The 18,823-nt window shown below is 67.8% G+C and carries 13 protein-coding genes and 1 riboswitch; of the genes, 11 read left to right on the top strand and 2 right to left on the bottom strand.

Going from position 1 to position 18,823, the window contains the following annotated elements; translation table 11 throughout:
* Positions 1–25: 25 nt before the first annotated feature.
* Together WS62_RS26455 and ugpQ are read left to right on the top strand one after the other, a co-directional pair.
* Entirely contained in the window at positions 26–1,111 is a 1,086-nt protein-coding gene (locus WS62_RS26455; protein WP_066577199.1) for a sn-glycerol-3-phosphate import ATP-binding protein UgpC, read from the top strand.
* A gap of 29 nt (positions 1,112–1,140) precedes the next feature.
* Positions 1,141–1,902, top strand: coding sequence for a glycerophosphodiester phosphodiesterase (gene ugpQ, locus WS62_RS26450; protein WP_066577197.1), 762 nt, complete (start codon positions 1,141–1,143; stop codon positions 1,900–1,902).
* 145 nt (positions 1,903–2,047) lie between these two features.
* Here the strand turns inward: ugpQ and WS62_RS26445 are convergent, their stop codons facing one another.
* Positions 2,048–2,779 carry an OmpW/AlkL family protein gene (locus WS62_RS26445; RefSeq protein WP_066577195.1) on the bottom strand — a complete coding sequence of 244 codons (732 nt, stop codon included), beginning with the start codon at positions 2,777–2,779 and terminating at the stop codon, positions 2,048–2,050.
* A 192-nt stretch (positions 2,780–2,971) separates the two neighbouring features.
* Here WS62_RS26445 and WS62_RS26440 point away from each other — a divergent pair, with 192 nt between their 5' ends.
* The 5 genes from WS62_RS26440 (at position 2,972) to thpR (ending at position 12,581) form a co-directional block, all read left to right on the top strand.
* On the top strand, positions 2,972–3,685 hold the full coding sequence (locus WS62_RS26440; RefSeq protein WP_066493971.1) for a transposase: 714 nt from the start codon (positions 2,972–2,974) through the stop codon (positions 3,683–3,685).
* 292 nt (positions 3,686–3,977) lie between these two features.
* Positions 3,978–8,681 carry a glutamate synthase-related protein gene (locus WS62_RS26435; protein WP_066577193.1) on the top strand — a complete coding sequence of 1,568 codons (4,704 nt, stop codon included), beginning with the start codon at positions 3,978–3,980 and terminating at the stop codon, positions 8,679–8,681.
* A 93-nt stretch (positions 8,682–8,774) separates the two neighbouring features.
* Positions 8,775–10,241 carry a glutamate synthase subunit beta gene (locus tag WS62_RS26430; protein WP_066577190.1) on the top strand — a complete coding sequence of 489 codons (1,467 nt, stop codon included), beginning with the start codon at positions 8,775–8,777 and terminating at the stop codon, positions 10,239–10,241.
* Positions 10,242–10,509: 268 nt separating this feature from the next.
* Positions 10,510–12,024, top strand: coding sequence for an alanine/glycine:cation symporter family protein (locus WS62_RS26425; RefSeq protein WP_066577184.1), 1,515 nt, complete (start codon positions 10,510–10,512; stop codon positions 12,022–12,024).
* Positions 12,021–12,581 (top strand): RNA 2',3'-cyclic phosphodiesterase, encoded by a 561-nt coding sequence (gene thpR / locus WS62_RS26420; RefSeq protein WP_066577181.1) that lies wholly within the window; start codon positions 12,021–12,023, stop codon positions 12,579–12,581. Before WS62_RS26425 ends, thpR begins: the two co-directional genes overlap by 4 nt.
* A gap of 506 nt (positions 12,582–13,087) precedes the next feature.
* Here the strand turns inward: thpR and WS62_RS26415 are convergent.
* On the bottom strand, positions 13,088–14,854 hold the full coding sequence (locus WS62_RS26415; RefSeq protein ID WP_066577246.1) for an ABC transporter ATP-binding protein/permease: 1,767 nt from the start codon (positions 14,852–14,854) through the stop codon (positions 13,088–13,090).
* A 272-nt stretch (positions 14,855–15,126) separates the two neighbouring features.
* Positions 15,127–15,257: riboswitch (TPP riboswitch) on the top strand.
* Positions 15,258–15,482: 225 nt separating this feature from the next.
* Between WS62_RS26415 and WS62_RS26410 the strand changes: the two genes are divergently transcribed.
* The 4 genes from WS62_RS26410 to thiE are packed head-to-tail and all read left to right on the top strand — an operon-like array spanning position 15,483 to position 18,821.
* Positions 15,483–16,616: an FAD-dependent oxidoreductase gene (locus tag WS62_RS26410; protein ID WP_066577179.1), complete on the top strand. Its 1,134-nt coding sequence runs from the start codon at positions 15,483–15,485 to the stop codon at positions 16,614–16,616.
* 39 nt (positions 16,617–16,655) lie between these two features.
* Positions 16,656–16,853 carry a sulfur carrier protein ThiS gene (thiS, locus tag WS62_RS26405; RefSeq protein ID WP_066577176.1) on the top strand — a complete coding sequence of 66 codons (198 nt, stop codon included), beginning with the start codon at positions 16,656–16,658 and terminating at the stop codon, positions 16,851–16,853.
* A gap of 52 nt (positions 16,854–16,905) precedes the next feature.
* Entirely contained in the window at positions 16,906–17,721 is an 816-nt protein-coding gene (locus WS62_RS26400; protein ID WP_059472219.1) for a thiazole synthase, read from the top strand.
* Positions 17,718–18,821 carry a thiamine phosphate synthase gene (gene thiE, locus WS62_RS35025; RefSeq protein WP_082721304.1) on the top strand — a complete coding sequence of 368 codons (1,104 nt, stop codon included), beginning with the start codon at positions 17,718–17,720 and terminating at the stop codon, positions 18,819–18,821. Before WS62_RS26400 ends, thiE begins: the two co-directional genes overlap by 4 nt.
* Positions 18,822–18,823 lie beyond the last annotated feature (2 nt).

The raw sequence follows: 18,823 nt of genomic DNA, 5'->3' as shown, positions 1-18,823 counted from the left end.
AACGCAATCTGGAGGATGTCGAAGCATGGCCGCGCTGAGCTTGAAGGGCGTCAGGAAAAGTTACGACGGCGCGCAATACGTGCTGCACGGGATCGACGTCGACATCGCCGACGGCGAGTTCGTCGTGCTCGTCGGGCCGTCGGGCTGCGGGAAGTCGACGCTGCTGCGGATGATCGCCGGCCTCGAGACGGTGACGGAAGGCGAGATCGAGATCGGCGGCCGCGTCGTCAACGCGCTCGAGCCGAAGGATCGCGACATCGCGATGGTGTTCCAGAACTACGCGCTGTATCCGCATATGACGGTCACGCAGAACATGGGCTACGGGCTCAAGATCCGCGGCGTCGACCGCGCGCTGATCGACGCGCGCGTTCAGGCGGCCGCGCAGATTCTCGAGCTCGGGCCGCTCTTGTCGCGGCGGCCGCGCGAGCTGTCGGGCGGGCAGCGGCAGCGCGTCGCGATGGGGCGCGCAATCGTGCGCGAGCCGTCGGTGTTCCTGTTCGACGAGCCGCTGTCGAACCTCGACGCGAAGCTGCGGGTGCAGATGCGTCTCGAGATCCAGCGCCTGCACGCGCGCCTCGCGACGACGAGCGTCTACGTGACGCACGACCAGATCGAAGCGATGACGCTCGCGCAGCGTGTGATTGTGATGAATCGCGGCAATGCGGAGCAGATCGGCGCGCCCGTCGACGTGTACGAGAAACCGGCGACGACGTTCGTCGCGAGCTTCATCGGCTCGCCGGCGATGAACCTGCTGCACGGGCTGCTGTCCGAAGACGGCGCGACGTTCGACGTCGCGGACGGCGGCCCCAGGCTGCCGGTCGCGGGCGCGGCGGGCGTCGGCCGCGAGATCGCGCGCGGGTGCGAATGGATACTCGGCGTGCGCCCAGAGCACATGACGCCGCAGCCGGGCGCGGCGCCCGCGTCGCTCGCGGTCGATTCGTGCGAACTGCTTGGCGCGGACAACCTCGCGCACGGCCGCTGGGGCACGCACGACGTCGCGGTGCGGCTGCCGCACGCGATGCGTCCGGCGCGCGGCGAGACGCTGCCCGTTGCGCTGCCCGCGCAGCATCTGCATTTCTTCGATCCGGCGACGGGCAAGCGCGCCGGTTGATTCGACCCACCGCTTCCGACGAGACTGCGATGACGATCCTGCAAACCTGGCCTTATCCGCGCGTGGTCGCGCACCGCGGCGGCGGCGCGCTCGCGCCGGAAAACACGCTGGCCGCGCTCGACGCGGGCGCGCGCTACGGACATACGATGGTCGAATTCGACGCGAAGCTGTCGGCGGACGGCGTCGCGTTCCTGCTGCACGACGACACGGTCGAGCGCACGTCGAGCGGAACGGGGCTCGCGCGCGAGATGCGCTACGCGGCACTCGAGGCGCTCGACGCCGGCGCGTGGTTCGACGCGCGCTTTTCGGGCGAGCGGATGCCGACGCTTGCGCAGGCGGCGGCGCGCTGCCTTGCGCTCGGGCTGGCGGTGAACGTCGAGATCAAGCCGTGCCCGGAGCGCGACGAAGAAACGGGCCGCGTCGTCGCGGCGGAAGCGGCCGCGCTGTGGCGCGCCGCCGCCGTGCCGCCGCTGCTGTCGTCGTTCTCGGCGGCGGCGCTCGGCGCTGCGCGCGCGGCGGCGCCGGACCTGCCGCGCGGGATGCTGTACGAGGAGATTCCGGCCGATTGGTTGGAGGAGACACAAAGGCTCGGCTGCGTGTCGCTGCACGCGCATCACGCGCAATTCAACGAGGCGCTCGTGCGCGACGTGAAAGCGGCGGGGCTGCGCATTCTCGCGTACACGGTGAACGACCTTGCACGGGCCCGCGAGCTCGTGCAGTGGGGCGTGGACGTCATTTGCACGGACCGGATCGACCTGATCGGGCCGGGCTTCGCCGATCGCGAAGGATGAAATCGGCGGTTTGCGTGCAATGCGCGAACGAAACCGCTCCGACGGAACCCCGCTGGAGCAAGAGGCGATGGCCGCCTCGTAACCTCAAGAAAATTCCGCTACAAATTGCAGCGGAATTAACCATTCCCCAAATATTCGACTACGCTTAGAAACGGTAGCCGATGTTCAGGTAGGTCACGATCGGATTCAGCGTGATCTTCGCTTGCGAGGTCTGCGTGAGCGTGCCGATCGGCGTCGGGCGCTGCGTCGTCAGCGTGGCCGTCAGGCTGACGGGGATGTACGACACCGACAGCCCGCCGAACCAGCGATCGGTGAAATTGTAAGTAAAGCCTGCATTGATGACGGGCGCCCACTGATTGCTGGTCGTCACGCTCGTCGGACCGCCGAGCGCGCCACGCTCGAATGCAGTGTTGGTGATCTTCGCGCCGGTGAACCAGATGTACGAAGCGCCGATGCCGACGTAAGGCCGGAACTTCGCCTTCGCGTCGTTGAAGTAATACTTGAGGAGGATTGCCGGGCTCCATTGGTAAGCATGACCGAGCACGCCGAACTGTTCGAGCGAGCCTTTGCCGTTCAGATTGAACCTTGGCGGGATCCCGGCGACCAATTCAGTGACGATATGATCCGTCACGAAGTAGCCGGCGGCCAAGCCGATGGTATCGGCATTATCGATGCCGGCTCCCGTGTTGGGCACCGATTGGTTGACGGGCGTGCCGCCGACGTTCATGACTTTCAGCGGATCGCTGCTGTCCTGAGGGGCAAGGTGGAACCAGCCGGTCGTGACGTAGAAGCTACCTGCGGATTGTGCGTGCGCTGCGGTCGTGGCTGCCGCGAAAGCGAGCGCAACGGCCCCCGTAATGGCCATTTTTTGTTTCATCCTTTGTCTCCTCCGATAAAAGGGCGTGCTCATTATGACGACGGCGTTTCAAACAGAACAGAGTTGTAAGCTAGAGCATTTTCCCTAGAATTCGCACGACCGTGCGCATTCCCGCACCGCGACGGGCTTTGACGCGGACGCACTTATACGAGCCTTCGGGTATTTCCTAACGCGATCAAACGGACATTCAGCATGGCACGGCTAGCACGACTTTACGTTCCCGATCAGCCGCAGCACGTGATTCTACGCGGCCTGGATCAGCAACCGGCGTTCGTCGACGACCAGGATTACGAATTATTCATCGATTGCCTGAAGGCGGCGGCGCGCGATCATCATCTGGCGGTGCATGCATACGTGCTGCTGCCGCGCCAGGTCCAGCTTCTTGTCACGCCGAGCGACGAGGCCAGCCTGCCGAAAGCGATGCAGGCGGTCGGCCGCCGCTACGTCGCGCATTTCAACCGGCGCTACTCGCGGCGCGGCACGTTGTGGGAAGGGCGCTATCGCGCGACCGTGATCGAGGGCGAGCGCTACTTCCTGCTCGCGAGCCGCGTCGTCGAGATGAGCCCCCTGCGCGCGCAGCTCGTGACGAGCCCCGAAGCGTACCGCTGGTCGAGCTATCGGCATCACGTCGGCCTCACCGTCGACAGCCTGATCACCGACCATCCGCTGTACTGGGCGCTCGGCAACACGCCGTTCGAGCGGCAGCGCGCGTACAAGGAGCTGTGCGAGCAGCCGCTCGACGAGCGCCAGGCCGATCAGCTTCAGCAGGCGACGTTGAAGGGCTGGGTGCTGGGCGGCGAGACCTACCGCGAATGGGCGGCGCGCACGGCGAACCGGCGCGTGTCGCCGCTGCCGCGCGGGCGGCCCCGCAAGGTGCGCGAGAATACGCCGCCCATCCAGCAGTGAGCGCGTTGGCGGTGGCGCGCGAGGCGGCACCCGAGGGTGCCGCTTATTTTTGCCCCATTTTAATGCGGCCCTAATAAAACAGCGTGATCGCGCACCAAGATGATAATTGGGGGCGTATCATCGGCATTAATTTGCTATTCCATTGATTCGTCGCGTATATTCCGAATTCCGGCGGTCCGGGCGCGCTGCGCTCTGTCCCGGCCGGCCGCGTTGCGCTCCACCGGGAGGCGGGGGCGACGGGCAACAAGCAAATGGTTCAACGGCCGTTAGGCCCATTACAGACGGTGTCCCCATGATCGACCACCAGCAGCCGCAGAGCGCGATTCCCGCCGCGCAAGGTCTGTACGACCCGCAAAACGAGCACGATGCCTGTGGCGTCGGCTTCGTCGCTCACATCAAGGGCAAGAAGACCCACGAAATCGTCGAGCAGGGTCTGAAGATCCTCGAGAATCTCGATCACCGCGGCGCGGTCGGTGCCGATCCGCTGATGGGCGACGGCGCGGGCATCCTGATCCAGATCCCGAACGCGTTCTATCGCGAGGAGATGGCGAAGCAGAGCGTGACGCTGCCGCCCGCCGGCGAATATGGGGTAGGCATGATCTTCCTGCCGAAGGAGAGCGCGTCGCGGATCGCGTGCGAGCAGGAGCTCGAGCGCACGGTGAAGGCGGAAGGCCAGGTCGTGCTCGGCTGGCGCGATGTGCCGGTCGATCATGCGATGCCGATCTCGCCCGCGGTGAAGGCGAGCGAGCCCGTGATCCGCCAGATCTTCATCGGCCGCGGCAAGGACGTGATGGTGACGGACGCGCTCGAGCGCAAGCTCTACGTGATCCGCAAGACCGCGAGCCACCGGATCCAGGCGCTCAAGCTCAAGCACGGCAAGGAGTACTTCGTGCCGTCGATGTCCGCGCGCACGGTCGTCTACAAGGGCCTGCTGCTCGCCGGCCAGGTCGGCGTGTACTACCGCGATCTGCAGGACGAGCGCGTCGTCTCCGCGCTCGCGCTCGTGCACCAGCGCTTCTCGACGAACACGTTCCCCGCGTGGGAGCTGGCCCACCCGTACCGGATGATCGCGCACAACGGCGAAATCAACACGGTGAAGGGCAACGTCAACTGGCTGAATGCGCGTACCGGCGCGATCGCGTCGCACGTGCTCGGCGACGATCTGCCGAAGCTTTGGCCGCTGATCTATCCGGGCCAGTCGGATACGGCTTCGTTCGACAACTGCCTCGAACTGCTCGTGATGGCCGGCTATCCGCTCGTGCACGCGGTGATGATGATGATTCCGGAAGCGTGGGAACAGCACACGCTGATGGACGACAACCGCCGCGCGTTCTACGAATACCACGCCGCGATGATGGAGCCGTGGGACGGTCCCGCCGCGATCGCGTTCACCGACGGCCGCCAGATCGGCGCGACGCTCGACCGCAACGGCCTGCGTCCGGCCCGCTACATCATCACCGACGACGATCTCGTGATCATGGCGTCGGAATCGGGCGTGCTGCCGATTCCCGAATCGAAGATCGTCAAGAAGTGGCGTCTGCAGCCGGGCAAGATGTTCCTGATCGACATGGAGCACGGCCGGATCATCGACGACAAGGAGCTGAAGGACAACCTCGCGAACGCGAAGCCGTACAAGAGCTGGATCGACGCGGTCCGCATCAAGCTCGACGAGATCGAGCCGGAGGACGCGGACGTCGCGGCCGAGCGCCGCGCGTCGGCTGTGCTGCTCGATCGCCAGCAGGCGTTCGGCTACACGCAGGAAGACCTCAAGTTCCTGATGGCCCCGATGGCGCAGCAGGGCGAGGAAGCGGTCGGCTCGATGGGCAACGATTCGCCGTTGGCCGTCATGTCGAACAAGAACAAGACGCTCTATCACTACTTCAAGCAACTGTTCGCGCAGGTCACGAACCCGCCGATCGACCCGATCCGCGAGAACATGGTGATGTCGCTCGTGTCGTTCATCGGCCCGAAGCCGAACCTGCTCGACACGAACAACATCAACCCGCCGATGCGCCTCGAAGTGTCGCAGCCCGTGCTCGACTTCAAGGACATCGCGAAGATCCGCTCGATCGATCGCTACACGGGCGGCAAGTTCAGCGCGTACGAGCTGAACATCTGCTATCCGGTCGCGTGGGACAAGGAAGGCATCGAGGCGCGCCTCGCGTCGCTGTGCGCGGAGGCCGTCGACGCGGTGAAGTCGGGCTACAACATCCTCATCGTGTCGGACCGCAAGACGGACGCCGAGAACGTCGCGATCCCGGCGCTCCTCGCGACGTCGGCGATCCACACGCACCTCGTGCAGCAGGGGCTGCGCACGAGCACGGGCCTCGTCGTCGAGACGGGCTCCGCGCGCGAGACGCACCACTTCGCGCTGCTGGCCGGCTACGGCGCGGAAGCCGTGCACCCGTACCTCGCGATGGAAACGCTCGCGAAGATGGCGCAAGGCCTGCCGGGCGACCTGTCGCCGGAGAAGGCGATCTACAACTTCACGAAGGCGGTCGGCAAGGGCCTGCAGAAGGTGATGTCGAAGATGGGCATCTCCACCTACATGTCGTACACCGGCGCGCAGATCTTCGAGGCCCTCGGCCTGTCGACCGATCTCGTCGAGAAGTACTTCAAGGGCACGGCGTCGAAGGTGGGCGGCATCGGCCTGTTCGACGTGGCCGACGAGGCGATCCGCATGCACCGCGACGCGTTCGGCGACAACCCGGTGCTCGCCGACATGCTTGACGCGGGCGGCGAGTACGCGTTCCGCGTGCGCGGCGAAGACCACATGTGGACGCCCGATTCGATCGCGAAGCTGCAGCACGCGACGCGCGGCAACTCGTACCAGACGTACAAGGAATATGCGCACCTCATCAACGATCAGACCAAGCGCCACATGACGCTGCGCGGCCTGTTCGAGTTCAAGGTCGATCCGATGAAGGCGATTCCGATCGACGAAGTCGAGTCGGCGAAGGACATCGTCAAGCGCTTCGCGACGGGCGCGATGTCGCTCGGCTCGATCAGCACGGAAGCGCACACGACGCTCGCGATCGCGATGAACCGGATCGGCGGCAAGTCGAACACCGGCGAAGGCGGCGAGGACGAGCACCGCTATCGCAACGAGCTGCGCGGCATTCCGATCAAGGTCGGCGACACGCTGAAGTCGGTGATCGGCGACGAAATCGTCCGCGACATTCCGCTCAAGGAAGGCGATTCGCTGCGCTCGAAGATCAAGCAGGTCGCATCGGGCCGCTTCGGCGTGACGGCCGAGTACCTCGCGTCGGCGGACCAGATCCAGATCAAGATGGCGCAGGGCGCGAAGCCGGGCGAAGGCGGCCAGTTGCCGGGCCACAAGGTGTCCGAGTACATCGGCAAGCTGCGCTATTCGGTGCCGGGCGTCGGTCTCATCTCGCCGCCGCCGCACCACGACATCTATTCGATCGAAGATCTCGCGCAACTGATCCACGACCTGAAGAACGTCAATCCGGTCGCGAGCATCTCGGTGAAGCTCGTGTCGGAAGTGGGCGTCGGCACGGTCGCGGCGGGCGTCGCGAAGGCGAAGGCCGATCACGTCGTGATCGCGGGGCATGACGGCGGCACGGGCGCCTCGCCGCTGTCGTCGATCAAGCACGCGGGCACGCCGTGGGAGCTCGGCCTCGCCGAGACGCAGCAGACGCTCGTGCTGAACCGCCTGCGCGGCCGCATCCGCGTGCAGGCCGACGGCCAGATGAAGACGGGGCGCGACATCGTGATCGGCGCGCTCCTCGGCGCGGACGAATTCGGCTTCGCGACGGCGCCGCTCGTCGTCGAAGGCTGCATCATGATGCGCAAGTGCCATCTGAACACGTGCCCGGTCGGCGTCGCGACGCAGGACCCCGTGCTGCGCGCGAAGTTCTCGGGCCAGCCCGAGCACGTCGTCAACTACTTCTTCTTCGTCGCCGAGGAAGCGCGCGAGATCATGGCGCAGCTCGGCATCGCGAAGTTCGACGATCTCGTCGGCCGCGCCGATCTGCTCGACATGCGCCGCGGCGTCGAGCACTGGAAGGCGAAGGGCCTCGACTTCACGCGCGTGTTCTATCAGCCGGAAGGCTGCGAGGGCATTGCGCGCCGCCACCTCGAGTCGCAGGACCACGGCCTCGAGCGCTCGCTCGACCACACGCTGATCGAGAAAGCGAAGGCCGCGATCGAGAACGGCGAGCACGTGTCGTTCATCCAGCCGGTGCGCAACGTGAACCGCACGGTCGGCGCGATGCTGTCCGGCGCGATCGCGAAGAAGCACGGTCACGACGGCCTCGCCGACGACGCGGTCCACATCCAGTTGAAGGGCACGGCGGGCCAGAGCTTCGGCGCGTTTCTCGCGAAGGGCGTGACGCTCGACCTCGTCGGCGACGGCAACGATTACGTCGGCAAGGGCCTGTCGGGCGGCCGGATCATCATCCGTCCGACCAACGACTTCCGCGGCAAGTCCGAGGAGAACATCATCTGCGGCAACACGGTGATGTACGGCGCGCTCGAAGGCGAAGCGTTCTTCCGCGGCGTCGCGGGCGAGCGCTTCTGCGTGCGCAACTCGGGCGCGACGGCGGTCGTCGAAGGTACGGGCGATCACGGCTGCGAATACATGACGGGCGGCACGGTCGTCGTGCTCGGCGAGACCGGGCGCAACTTCGCCGCGGGCATGTCGGGCGGCGTCGCATACGTGTACGACCCGGACGGCACGTTCGCCGCGAAGTGCAACAAGGCGATGGTCGCGCTCGATCCGGTGCTGCAGCAGGCCGAGCAGGAGCGCACGGTCGATCCCGCACTCTGGCACGTCGGCGTGACGGACGAAGCGCTCCTCAAGGGGCTCGTCGAGCGTCACTTCCAGTTCACCGGCTCGCCGCGCGCGAAGTCGCTGCTCGAGAACTGGGATGCGGCGCGCCGCCAGTTCGTGAAGGTGTTCCCGCACGAATACAAGCGCGCGCTCGGCGAAATCGGCGCGAAGAAGAAAGCCAACGAGGTGCTCGCCGCCTGATGCAGGGCGGCTCGACGACATAGCGAACGCGCCCGTCCGATGGACGGGTGCGGGTCCCCCTTACTCGATTCAACAGATTCAGAAGAGAACCTTATGGGCAAGGCAACCGGTTTTCTGGAGTTCGAACGCCGCCACGAGGCGTACGAAGCACCGCTCACGCGCGTGAAGCACTACAAGGAATTCGTCGCGGCACTCACCGATGAGGACGCGAAGATCCAGGGCGCGCGCTGCATGGATTGCGGCATCCCGTTCTGCAACAGCGGGTGCCCCGTCAACAACATCATTCCGGATTTCAACGATCTCGTGTATCGCCACGATTGGCGGCAGGCGATCGAAGTGCTGCACTCGACGAACAACTTCCCCGAGTTCACGGGCCGCATCTGTCCGGCGCCGTGCGAAGCGGCGTGCACGCTCGGGATCAACGACGATCCCGTCGGCATCAAGTCGATCGAGCACGCGATCATCGACAAGGCGTGGTCGGAAGGCTGGGTCGAGCCGCAGCCGGCCGCGCACAAGACGGGCAAGAAGGTCGCGGTCGTCGGCTCGGGCCCCGCGGGCCTCGCCGCCGCGCAGCAGCTCGCGCGCGCGGGCCACGAGGTGACGGTGTTCGAGAAGAGCGACCGGATCGGCGGCCTGCTGCGCTACGGAATCCCCGACTTCAAGCTCGAGAAGTGGCTGATCGACCGCCGGATGCGCCAGATGGAGGCGGAAGGCGTGACGTTCCGCTCGAGCGTGTTCATCGGCCGCGAGCCGCTGCCCGAATCGATCGGCAACATGGCGAAGGAAACGATCTCGCCCGACACGCTGAAGGACGCGTTCGACGCGGTCGTGATCGCGGGCGGCTCGGAAACGCCGCGCGATCTGCCGGTGCCGGGCCGCGAGCTCGCGGGCATCCATTACGCGATGGATTTCCTGCCGCAGCAGAACAAGGTGAACGCGGGCGACAAGGTGCCCGATCAACTGCTCGCGAAGGGCAAGCACGTCGTCGTGATCGGCGGCGGCGATACGGGCTCGGACTGCGTCGGCACGTCGAACCGCCACGGCGCGAAGCACATCACGCAGTTCGAGCTGCTGCCGCAGCCGCCCGAAGCGGAGAACAAGCCGCTCGTGTGGCCGTACTGGCCGATCAAGCTGCGCACGTCATCGTCGCACGACGAAGGCTGCGAGCGCGACTGGGCGGTCGCGACGAAGCGCTTCGAAGGCAAGAACGGCAAGGTCGAGAAGCTGATCGCGGTGCGCGTCGCGTGGGTCGACGGCAAGATGCAGGAAGTGCCGAATTCCGAGTTCGAGATCAAGGCCGATCTCGTGCTGCTCGCGATGGGCTTCACGCAGCCGGCCGCGCCCGTGCTCGACGCGTTCGGCGTCGCGAAGGACGCGCGCGGCAACGCGCGTGCGGGCACCGAAGGCGATCGCGCGTACTACACGTCGGTCGACAAGGTGTTCGCCGCGGGCGACATGCGCCGGGGCCAGTCGCTCGTCGTCTGGGCGATCCGCGAAGGCCGACAGTGCGCGCGCTCGGTCGATGCGTACCTGACGGGCAGCTCGGAACTGCCGCGCTGAGCGAGCATCGTTCGCCAAAGCGTCGTTTCGACGAACCGGGCGTCCATTAGGGCGCCCGGTTTTTTTATGCGCGATCGCTCGGCGGCGCGCGCGTCGCACGGATCGCGAAGGCGTCGTCGATGGGCGCCGCGCATCGTGCACATCCTTTCATCTTTCTCTACAAAAATTTCATTTTGTAAGTGTCGGCGAAACCTGTCATATCATGTCGGCCCTCGGCCGGCTATGACCGGAATCAAGAATAATCCGCCCCCAAATCAGGAGATGATGGATGGAAGGCTTTGTGCATACGTTGATCGACGGGATCAACGGCATTCTCTGGAACTACGTGCTGATTGCGCTGCTGCTCGGCGCCGGCGTGTGGTTCACGCTGCGCTTCAGGATGATCCAGCTGCGCGCGCTGTTCCTCAGCATGCGCCTCGTCGGCAGCAAGGGCGAGCCGGGCAGCATCTCGTCGTTCCAGGCGTTCGCGACCGGGCTCGCGAGCCGCGTCGGCACGGGCAACATCGCGGGCGTCGCGGTCGCGATGACGGTGGGCGGCCCGGGCGCGATCTTCTGGATGTGGATGACGGCGCTCGTCGGGATGTCGTCCGCGTTCGTCGAAGCGACGCTCGCGCAAATCTTCAAGGTGTCGCATCATGACGGCACGTATCGCGGCGGTCCCGCGTACTACATCCAGATCGGGCTGCGCTCGCGCGGCTTCGGCGTGCTGTTCTCGCTGTCGCTGATCCTCGCGTTCGGCTTCGTGTTCAACGCGGTGCAGGCGAATGCGATCGCCGAGGCGTTCAACACGTCGTTCGGCTTCAGCCGCGCCGCGGTCGGGCTCGGGCTCGTCGCGCTGACGGCGCCGATCATCTTCGGCGGCATTCGCCGGATCGCGCACGTCGCGCAGGTGATCGTGCCCGTGATGGCGATCGGCTATCTCGCGCTCGCCGTCTACGCGGTCGCGACGCATGTCGCGCTCGTGCCGGAGATGATCGTGCTCATCGTGAAGAGCGCGTTCGGCCTCGATCAGGCGGCGGGCGGCTTCGCCGGCTATGCGGTGAGCCAGGCGGTGTCGATCGGCGTGAAGCGCGGCCTGTTCTCGAACGAAGCCGGGATGGGCAGCGCGCCGAACGCGGCCGCGACCGCGAGCACGCGGCATCCGGTCACGCAGGGCCTGATCCAGATGCTCGGCGTGTTCGTCGACACGATCGTGATCTGCAGCGCGACCGCGTTCGTGATCCTGTTGTCGGGGCAGTACGAGCCGGGCACGTCGATGGAAGGCGCGGCGCTCACGCAGCGCGCGATCTCGAGCCACGTCGGCGACTGGGGAGGCATCTACATGGCGGTGGCGATCTTCTTCCTCGCGTTCTCGTCGGTGATCGGCAACTACGCGTATGCGGAAGGCAACGTCGAGTTCGTCACGCGGCGCCGCGGCGCGCTGCTGATTTTCCGTCTCGCGGTGCTCGGGATGGTGATGTTCGGCAGCGTCGGCCAACTGCCGCTCGTGTGGGCGATGGCCGACACGAGCATGGGCCTGATGGCGCTCATCAACCTGCTCGCGATTCTCGCGCTCGGCAAGTACGCGCTTGCAGCGTGGCGCGATTACCAGCGCCAGCGCGCGGCGGGCGTGGCCGATCCGGTGTTCACGCGCAAGACGATTCCCGCGCTCGCCAAGGTGCTCCCGGAAGACGTGTGGGGCGACCACGGGCCGCTGCCGCAGGGCGACAAGCTCGCGGCGGCGCGCGGCGCGGGTGTCGCGGGCGCGGCTCAGGCCGCGGAGCCGCTCGGCTCCGCGCGGTGACGATGGCGGGCGACCGGCTGCGCTGCTTCGTCGCGCTCACGCTCGATCGGGCGTCGCGCGACGCGCTCGCGGCTTTGCCCGTCGCCGCCGGCGCGCGGCGTACGTCGCGCGATCAATTGCACGTGACGATCGCGTTCCTCGGCGCAGTCGAGCGGACGAAGAGCGAGCGGCTCGGCGCACGCCTTGCCGAACTCGCGGCGCTCGACGCGGTGCCGCCCGTCGACGTCGAGCGCGTCGTCTGCTGGCCGAGCACCGCGCATGCGCGGCTCGTCGTTGCGGAGCTCGCGCCGCAGCCTCAATTGCTCGCGCTCGGCGAGCGGGTGGGCGGCACGTTGCGCGAGCTCGGCTTGCCGCCCGACAGCCGCGCGTTCAAGCCGCACGTGACGATCGCGCGGTTTCCGCGCGACGCGCATCGCGTGGCGGTCGACAGCGCGAACGATGCCGCGAGCGGCATGCCGCTCGCGTTGCGGTTCGAAGCGCTCACGCTCTACGAGAGCATTCTCACGCGCCCGGGCGCCGAGCATCGGGTGCTCGCGTCGGCGGCGCTGCGTGGATGACGGTGGGGCTAGCGTAGCGCGGGGCGTTGTCGTTGATCGGCATTTCGCTGAATGCTCAGGCTCCCGAAGCGATCGCGGCGTTGGCCGCTTGTCGTTCGATAGCCTTTCTTTTGCTCATCTAACGAAATGACCGGCTGTGTCGCCGACCGGCGTTCGGCGACACTACCTGGCCTCGGTGCTTCTCAGTGCCGTTTCCGCTTGCAGTTCTTTTGTTGTCCGCAGCTCGCGTCATCCGCCAGGCGGGTGGGCAATCAATCTTCGATGGGCGTCAACTCGTCGAGATCGATCTCCGGCTCGTGCCCGGCGACGAGATCCGCGGCGAACGTCGCGCATGCGGCGCCCGCCGCGCGGCATCGATCGGCCACCGCGGCGAGCCGCACGCGCGCGGCTTCGCCCGCACCGTGCGCACGGCCGCATCAGCGCGACGCCGGGCGCCGCGCCGATCCCCGAGCCCCGATCCCCGATCCCCGATCCCGCGATCAGCACGACGCGAGAACGCGCAACGCTCACGCGGCGACCCTCGCTTCATCGCGGCGCACGTCGAGCGTCTGCTCGTGGAACGACGCGACCGATTCGCGGTGCGCGATGCTGACGATCGCCGCCTTCGGCAGCCGCTCGTCGAAGAGCCGGTAGAGGCGCGCTTCGTTGTCGGCGTCGAGCGCGCTCGTCGCTTCGTCGAGGAACAGATAGTCGGGCTTGTGCAGCAGCACGCGCGCGCCCGCGAGACGCTGCTGCTCGCCGGGCGACAGGATGCGCGTCCAGTGGCCGGTCTCGCCGAGCCGCTCTGCGTAGTCGCCGAGGCTGCATGCGCGCAGCGCGTCGCGGCATGCGTCGTCGCTGAACGTGTCGACGGCCGACGGATACGCGAGCGCCGCCTTCAGCGTGCCGATCGGCAGGTAGCTCTGCTGCGGGACGAACATCATCCGCGCGTCGACGGGCGCATCGATCGCGCCGTCGCCGAACGGCCAGAGGCCCGCGAGCGCGCGCATCAGCGTGCTCTTGCCGGAGCCGGACGGCCCGCGCACGAGCCAGCGCGAGCCGGGCTGGATCGCGACGTCGCCAATCGACGCGAGCGCCGCGCCATTCGGCAGCGCGAGCTTCAGGCCCGACGTCGTGATTTCGGCCGTGTCGACGTAGTGCAGGTTGATGCCGCCGTGCTCGGTCGCGGGCGACATCGCTTCCTTCAGGTGCGACGCGCCCATCACACGCTTGAATTCGCGCAGACGGTTGACGGTCGCGCGCCACTCGGCGAGCGTGCCGTAACTGTTGATGAACCATGAGAACGAGTCGCTGACGGTGCTGAACGCACGGCTGATCTGTATCAGCACGCCGAACGTGAACGCGCCCGCGAAGTAGCGGGGCGCGGCGACCGCGATCGGAAAGAGGCTCGCGAGCTGCGCGTAGAAGTTCAGCACGAACGTGAGACGCTTCGTGTAGCGCATCACGCGCCACCAGTTCTCGCGGATCCGCTGGAACAGGTTCTGCTCGTGCGCGGTCTCGACGGGCTCGCCGTCGTAGAACGCGATCTGCTCGGCGTTCTCGCGGATGCGGATCAGACTGAAGCGGAAGTCCGCCTCGACGCGCTGCTGCTGGTAGTTGATCGACACGAGCGGATGGCCGAAGCGGTGCATTACGTACGAGCCGGCGATCGCGTAGATCATCGCGACCCACACCATGTAGCCGGGGATCGTGATCGCATGGCCGCCGAGCGTGATCGTCGCCGCGCCGGCGATCGACCAGAGGATCGTCGCGAACGAGATCAGCGTGACGACCGTCGACAGCAGATCGAGCGACAGCGACAGCGTCGTCGACGCGAGCGACTGCAGGTCGTCTGCGATCCGCTGGTCGGGGTTGTCGGCGAGCCGGTCGCGCTCGATCCGGTAGAAGTTGCGGTCGCCGAGCCATTCGTGCAGGAAGCGCGTCGTCAGCCACTGGCGCCAGCGGAAGCCGAGCATCTGCCGCAGGTAGAGGCTGTATACCGCGAGGATGATGAACGCGAACGCGAGCACCGCGAACGTGATCAGCAGGCTCGGGAAGTCGCGCACGTCCTTCGATTGCAGCGCGTTGTAGAACGATGCGCTCCACGAGTTGATCCGCACGTTGATCCACACGAGCGTCAGGTTGATCGCGACGATCGTGACGAGCAGTCCCCACGCGACCTTCCACTCTTCGGAGACCCAATAGGGCTTGATGAGGCTCCACGTGGATATCGGAGACGGATGTCGCGACGGGTCGTCCGGAACGGGGGCGAGGGCTTGCATCGATTGAGTCATGAGCTTCCTGATGTGAGGCCGGCGACGCCGGGCGGACGGCTGCGCCGCGCCCGGCGCGCCCGTTCGGCGCCGCCGCGCGGCGGGCGTGCCGCGGATTCTGGCGAGCATGCCTTAAACGGCGCTTAACGCCGGGAGCGACATCGGCACGCCGCCGCCGCGATGCCGCTCGCGCGCCGTGCCCAGCGGGCATTGTGCCAGCGCCGCAGTGCGGCGGGCGAATTTGCCGCACTGCGAGGTTTGCGGCCGTTTCCGCTTTTATGGTCTAATGGCCGTCGACGAAACAGGGGTGCTTCGCGCGCCTCGGCCCTGCCGATCGGCACGGCCGGATGCGCGGCGAGGCTGAGAGAGACCCTTCGCACTCGATCCGGGTAATACCGGCGCGGGAAGTTTCCGATCCCGCCGGGCCGCGCCCGCCGCCGTCGCTTTGTCGAGCTGCGCGTCGCATGGTTCCGGCCGGCCTCAGTCGCCGGTTTCGTCCTTTTGGGTGCGCATCTTCGCGCGTGACGGAAGGTATCGATGACCGTGCAATCTTCAGTTCTTTTGCTTCGCTGCGAGCCGTCGGCCGCGGCGGCTTCCCCGGCCCGCCTTTCGGGCCGTCTCTTGGTGACGAACACGACGGGCGGATGCGATGAACCTGCACGCGTCTGAACCCGATTTCGCGGTGCTGGGCGGCGGCCTCGTCGGCCGCCTGATCGCGTGGCGCTTCGCGGGCGCGGGTCACCGCGTCGCGCTCTACGAGCGCGGCGACGCGGCGGGCTCGGGTTCCGCCGCGTGGGTCGCGGCGGCGATGCTCGCGCCGCTCGCCGAAGCGGCGAGCGCCGAGCGCTTCATCACCGATCTCGGCGTCGCATCGTTCGACCTCTGGCCGCGCTGGCTCGCCGAGCTGCCCGAGCCCGTGTTCTTCCAGCGCAACGGCACGCTTGTCGTCTGGCATCACGCGGATCGCGCGGAAGCGCCGCTCTTCGAGCGCCGCGTGCGCGCGAACGCGAGCGCCGAGCTGCTCGACGGCGGCCTCGTCGCGCTCGCGGGCGCACAGGTCGACGCGGCCGAGCCGGCGCTCGCCGGGCGCTTCGCGCACGGCCTCCTGCTGCCGCGCGAAGGCCAGCTCGACAACCGCCAGGTGCTGCACGCGCTCGCCGCGGGCCTTGCCGAGCGCGGCGTCGACGCGCACTGGAACGCCGCAATCGAGCCGCAGGCGGCGCCCGCCGCGCGCATCACGATCGATTGCCGCGGGCTCGGCGCGAAGGCGCAGATGCCGACGCTGCGCGGGATTCGCGGCGAGGTCGCGCGCGTGCACGCGCCGGGCATCGGCCTCACGCGCCCCGTGCGGCTTCTGCATCCGCGCTATCCGCTCTACGTCGCGCCGAAGGAGAACGATCTCTACGTGATCGGCGCGACCGAGATCGAAGGCGAGGACATGTCGCCCGTCAGCGTGCGCTCGGCGCTCGAGCTGCTGAGCGCCGCGTTCTCGGTGCATCCGGCGTTCGGCGAGGCGCGCATTCTCGAGCTGAATTCGCAATGCCGGCCGACGCTGCCCGACCATCGCCCGGCGCTCGTCTGGGACGGCGGCGCGACGCTCGCGGTCAACGGTCTGTACCGGCACGGCTTCATGATCGCGCCGGAACTCGCCGACACCGCGGCCCGCTTCGCACGGGCGCTGATCGAGCGTACGGTGAAGGATGCCGACACGTTCGCCGCGTGGCGCGACGACGCGCGCTGGCCGGCGCTGCTGCAGCACGGCGCGGCGCACGCGCCCGCGTGAGCGCGGCCCGCGATCCGATCAATCGATATCGACAGCATCATGGACATCCAGATCAATCAACAGACGCTCACGCTGCCCGACGGCGCGACGCTCGCCGACGCGCTCGCCGCATACGGCGCGCGGCCGCCGTTCGCGGTCGCGATCAACGGCGCGTTCGTCGCGCGCACGCAGCACGCGGCACGCGCGCTCGCCGCGGGCGACAAGCTCGACATCGTGCATCCGGTCGCAGGCGGCTGACGCGTTGGCGCGCCAGCTTCGTCCCTGCAACCCGCCCCCACAGGATCTTCCGATGACGCCCCTTTCTTCCGCCGACACGCTCACGCTGCACGGCACAACCTTCGCGAGCCGCGTGCTGCTCGGCACGTCGCGCTATCCGTCGCTGCAGTCGCTGTCCGATTCGATCGCCGCCGCGCGGCCGGGCATGGTGACGGTCGCGCTGCGGCGCCAGATGAACGCCGGCGCGGCCGAGGCCGGCTTCTTCGATCTGCTCAAGCGCCACAACGTGCCGCTGTTGCCGAACACGGCGGGCTGCCAGACGGTCGCCGAGGCGGTGACGACCGCGCAGATGGCGCGCGAAGTGTTCGAGACCGACTGGATCAAGCTCGAGCTGATCGGCGACGATTACACGCTGCAGCCGGACCCGGTCGGCCTCATCGAAGCGGCAACGCTGCTCGTGAAGGATGGCTTCAAGGTGCTGCCGTACTGCACCGAGGATCTCGTGATCGGCCGGCGCCTGCTCGATGCGGGCTGCGAGGCGCTGATGCCGTGGGGCGCGCCGATCGGCACCGGCAAGGGCGTCGTGAACCCGTACGGGCTGCGCGTGCTGCGCGAGCGGTTGCCGGACGTGCCGCTCATCGTCGACGCGGGGCTCGGCGTGCCGTCGCACGCGTGCCAGGTGATGGAGTGGGGCTTCGACGGCGTGCTGCTCAACACCGCCGTGTCGCAGGCGACGCATCCGGAGATCATGGCGCGCGCGTTCGCGCAGGGCGTCGAGGCGGGGCGCGCCGCGTACCTGGCCGGGCCGATGGACGCGCGCGAGACCGCGCACGCGAGCACGCCCGTCGTCGGGATGCCGTTCTGGCACCAGGACGGGAGCCACGCATGAGCGCCGCGCTGCACGACGCGTTCTGGCCGCCCGCCGACGAGCTCACCGAGGCCGCCGAGCGAATTCGCGCGACGCTCGGCGTGTGGCCGCAGCCCGCGGCGCGCTCGCGGATCTGCCTCGCGCCGCCCGAGCATCCGCGCGCGGGCGACCTGTGGGTCGCGACCGCGGGCGACGCCGATGCCGACGCCGCCCATCTCGCGCGGCTGACCGCGGCGGGCGCGCAGGCGATCGTCATCGACGACACGTCGGCGACGCTGTACGCCGGCGCGGCGCGCCATGCGCTCGCCGCGCGCGCGCCGCTCGCCGAAGACTGGATCGCCGCGCTCGCCGCGTTCCTCGATTGCGGCTTTCCGGCGACTGACGCGCTCGTGCTCGCGCTCGCGTGGCGCGACGGCGACGAGGCGCGCGGCGACGATCCCTGGCCGGTCGATCCGGTACGCTTTCCGCGCGCGCTCGATGTGGCCGCGTCGCCCGAGCGCGCGTTCCCGGCGTGCCCGCAGCGGCTCGGCCTGTATCCGGTGCTGCCGAGCGCCGAATGGGTCGAGCGGGTGCTCGACTGCGGCGTGAAGACGGTGCAACTGCGCGTGAAGGATGCGTCGCCCGACGCGCTGCGCGCCCAGATCGGGCGGGCCGTCGCCGCGGGCCGCCGTCATCCGGACGCGCGCGTGTTCATCAACGATCACTGGCGGCTCGCGCTCGACGCGGGCGCGTACGGCATCCACCTCGGCCAGGAAGACCTCGAAACAGCCGATCTCGCGGCGATCGCGCAGGCCGGCGTGCGGCTCGGGCTGTCGAGCCACGGGTATTACGAAATGCTCGTCGCGCTGCAGGTGAGACCGAGCTACCTCGCGCTCGGCCCGGTGTTCGCGACCGCGACGAAGGCGGTCGCCGCGCCGCCGCAGGGGTTGGCGCGGCTCGCGCGCTATGCGCGCTTCGCGGGGCCGCAGGCGCCGCTCGTCGCGATCGGCGGCATCACCGTCGACACGCTCGGCGCCGTGCTGGCGGCGGGCGTCGGCAGCGCGGCCGTCGTCAGCGCGGTCACGGCCGCTGCCGACTATCGAGCGGCGATCATTGCGATGCAGCAAATATTCGGACGATAATT

Origin of the sequence: Burkholderia sp. ABCPW 14 (assembly GCF_001523835.1) — a bacterium.
Classification (GTDB): domain Bacteria; phylum Pseudomonadota; class Gammaproteobacteria; order Burkholderiales; family Burkholderiaceae; genus Burkholderia; species Burkholderia mayonis.
The sequence above is the reverse complement of the archived record's forward strand: the minus strand, read 5'-3'. Positions and strand labels throughout refer to the sequence as shown.

Bases quoted from the DNA above. Each gene is read 5' to 3' on its own strand.
- WS62_RS26415 (WP_066577246.1), bottom strand. From the start codon at position 14,854: ATGACTCAATCGATGCAAGCCCTCGCCCCCGTTCCGGACGACCCGTCG.
- WS62_RS26455 (WP_066577199.1), top strand. From the start codon at position 26: ATGGCCGCGCTGAGCTTGAAGGGCGTCAGGAAAAGTTACGACGGCGCG.
- thiS (WP_066577176.1), top strand. From the start codon at position 16,656: ATGGACATCCAGATCAATCAACAGACGCTCACGCTGCCCGACGGCGCG.
- ugpQ (WP_066577197.1), top strand. From the start codon at position 1,141: ATGACGATCCTGCAAACCTGGCCTTATCCGCGCGTGGTCGCGCACCGC.
- WS62_RS26400 (WP_059472219.1), top strand. From the start codon at position 16,906: ATGACGCCCCTTTCTTCCGCCGACACGCTCACGCTGCACGGCACAACC.
- WS62_RS26435 (WP_066577193.1), top strand. From the start codon at position 3,978: ATGATCGACCACCAGCAGCCGCAGAGCGCGATTCCCGCCGCGCAAGGT.
- WS62_RS26410 (WP_066577179.1), top strand. From the start codon at position 15,483: ATGAACCTGCACGCGTCTGAACCCGATTTCGCGGTGCTGGGCGGCGGC.
- WS62_RS26430 (WP_066577190.1), top strand. From the start codon at position 8,775: ATGGGCAAGGCAACCGGTTTTCTGGAGTTCGAACGCCGCCACGAGGCG.
- WS62_RS26425 (WP_066577184.1), top strand. From the start codon at position 10,510: ATGGAAGGCTTTGTGCATACGTTGATCGACGGGATCAACGGCATTCTC.
- WS62_RS26440 (WP_066493971.1), top strand. From the start codon at position 2,972: ATGGCACGGCTAGCACGACTTTACGTTCCCGATCAGCCGCAGCACGTG.
- WS62_RS26445 (WP_066577195.1), bottom strand. From the start codon at position 2,779: ATGAAACAAAAAATGGCCATTACGGGGGCCGTTGCGCTCGCTTTCGCG.
- thiE (WP_082721304.1), top strand. From the start codon at position 17,718: ATGAGCGCCGCGCTGCACGACGCGTTCTGGCCGCCCGCCGACGAGCTC.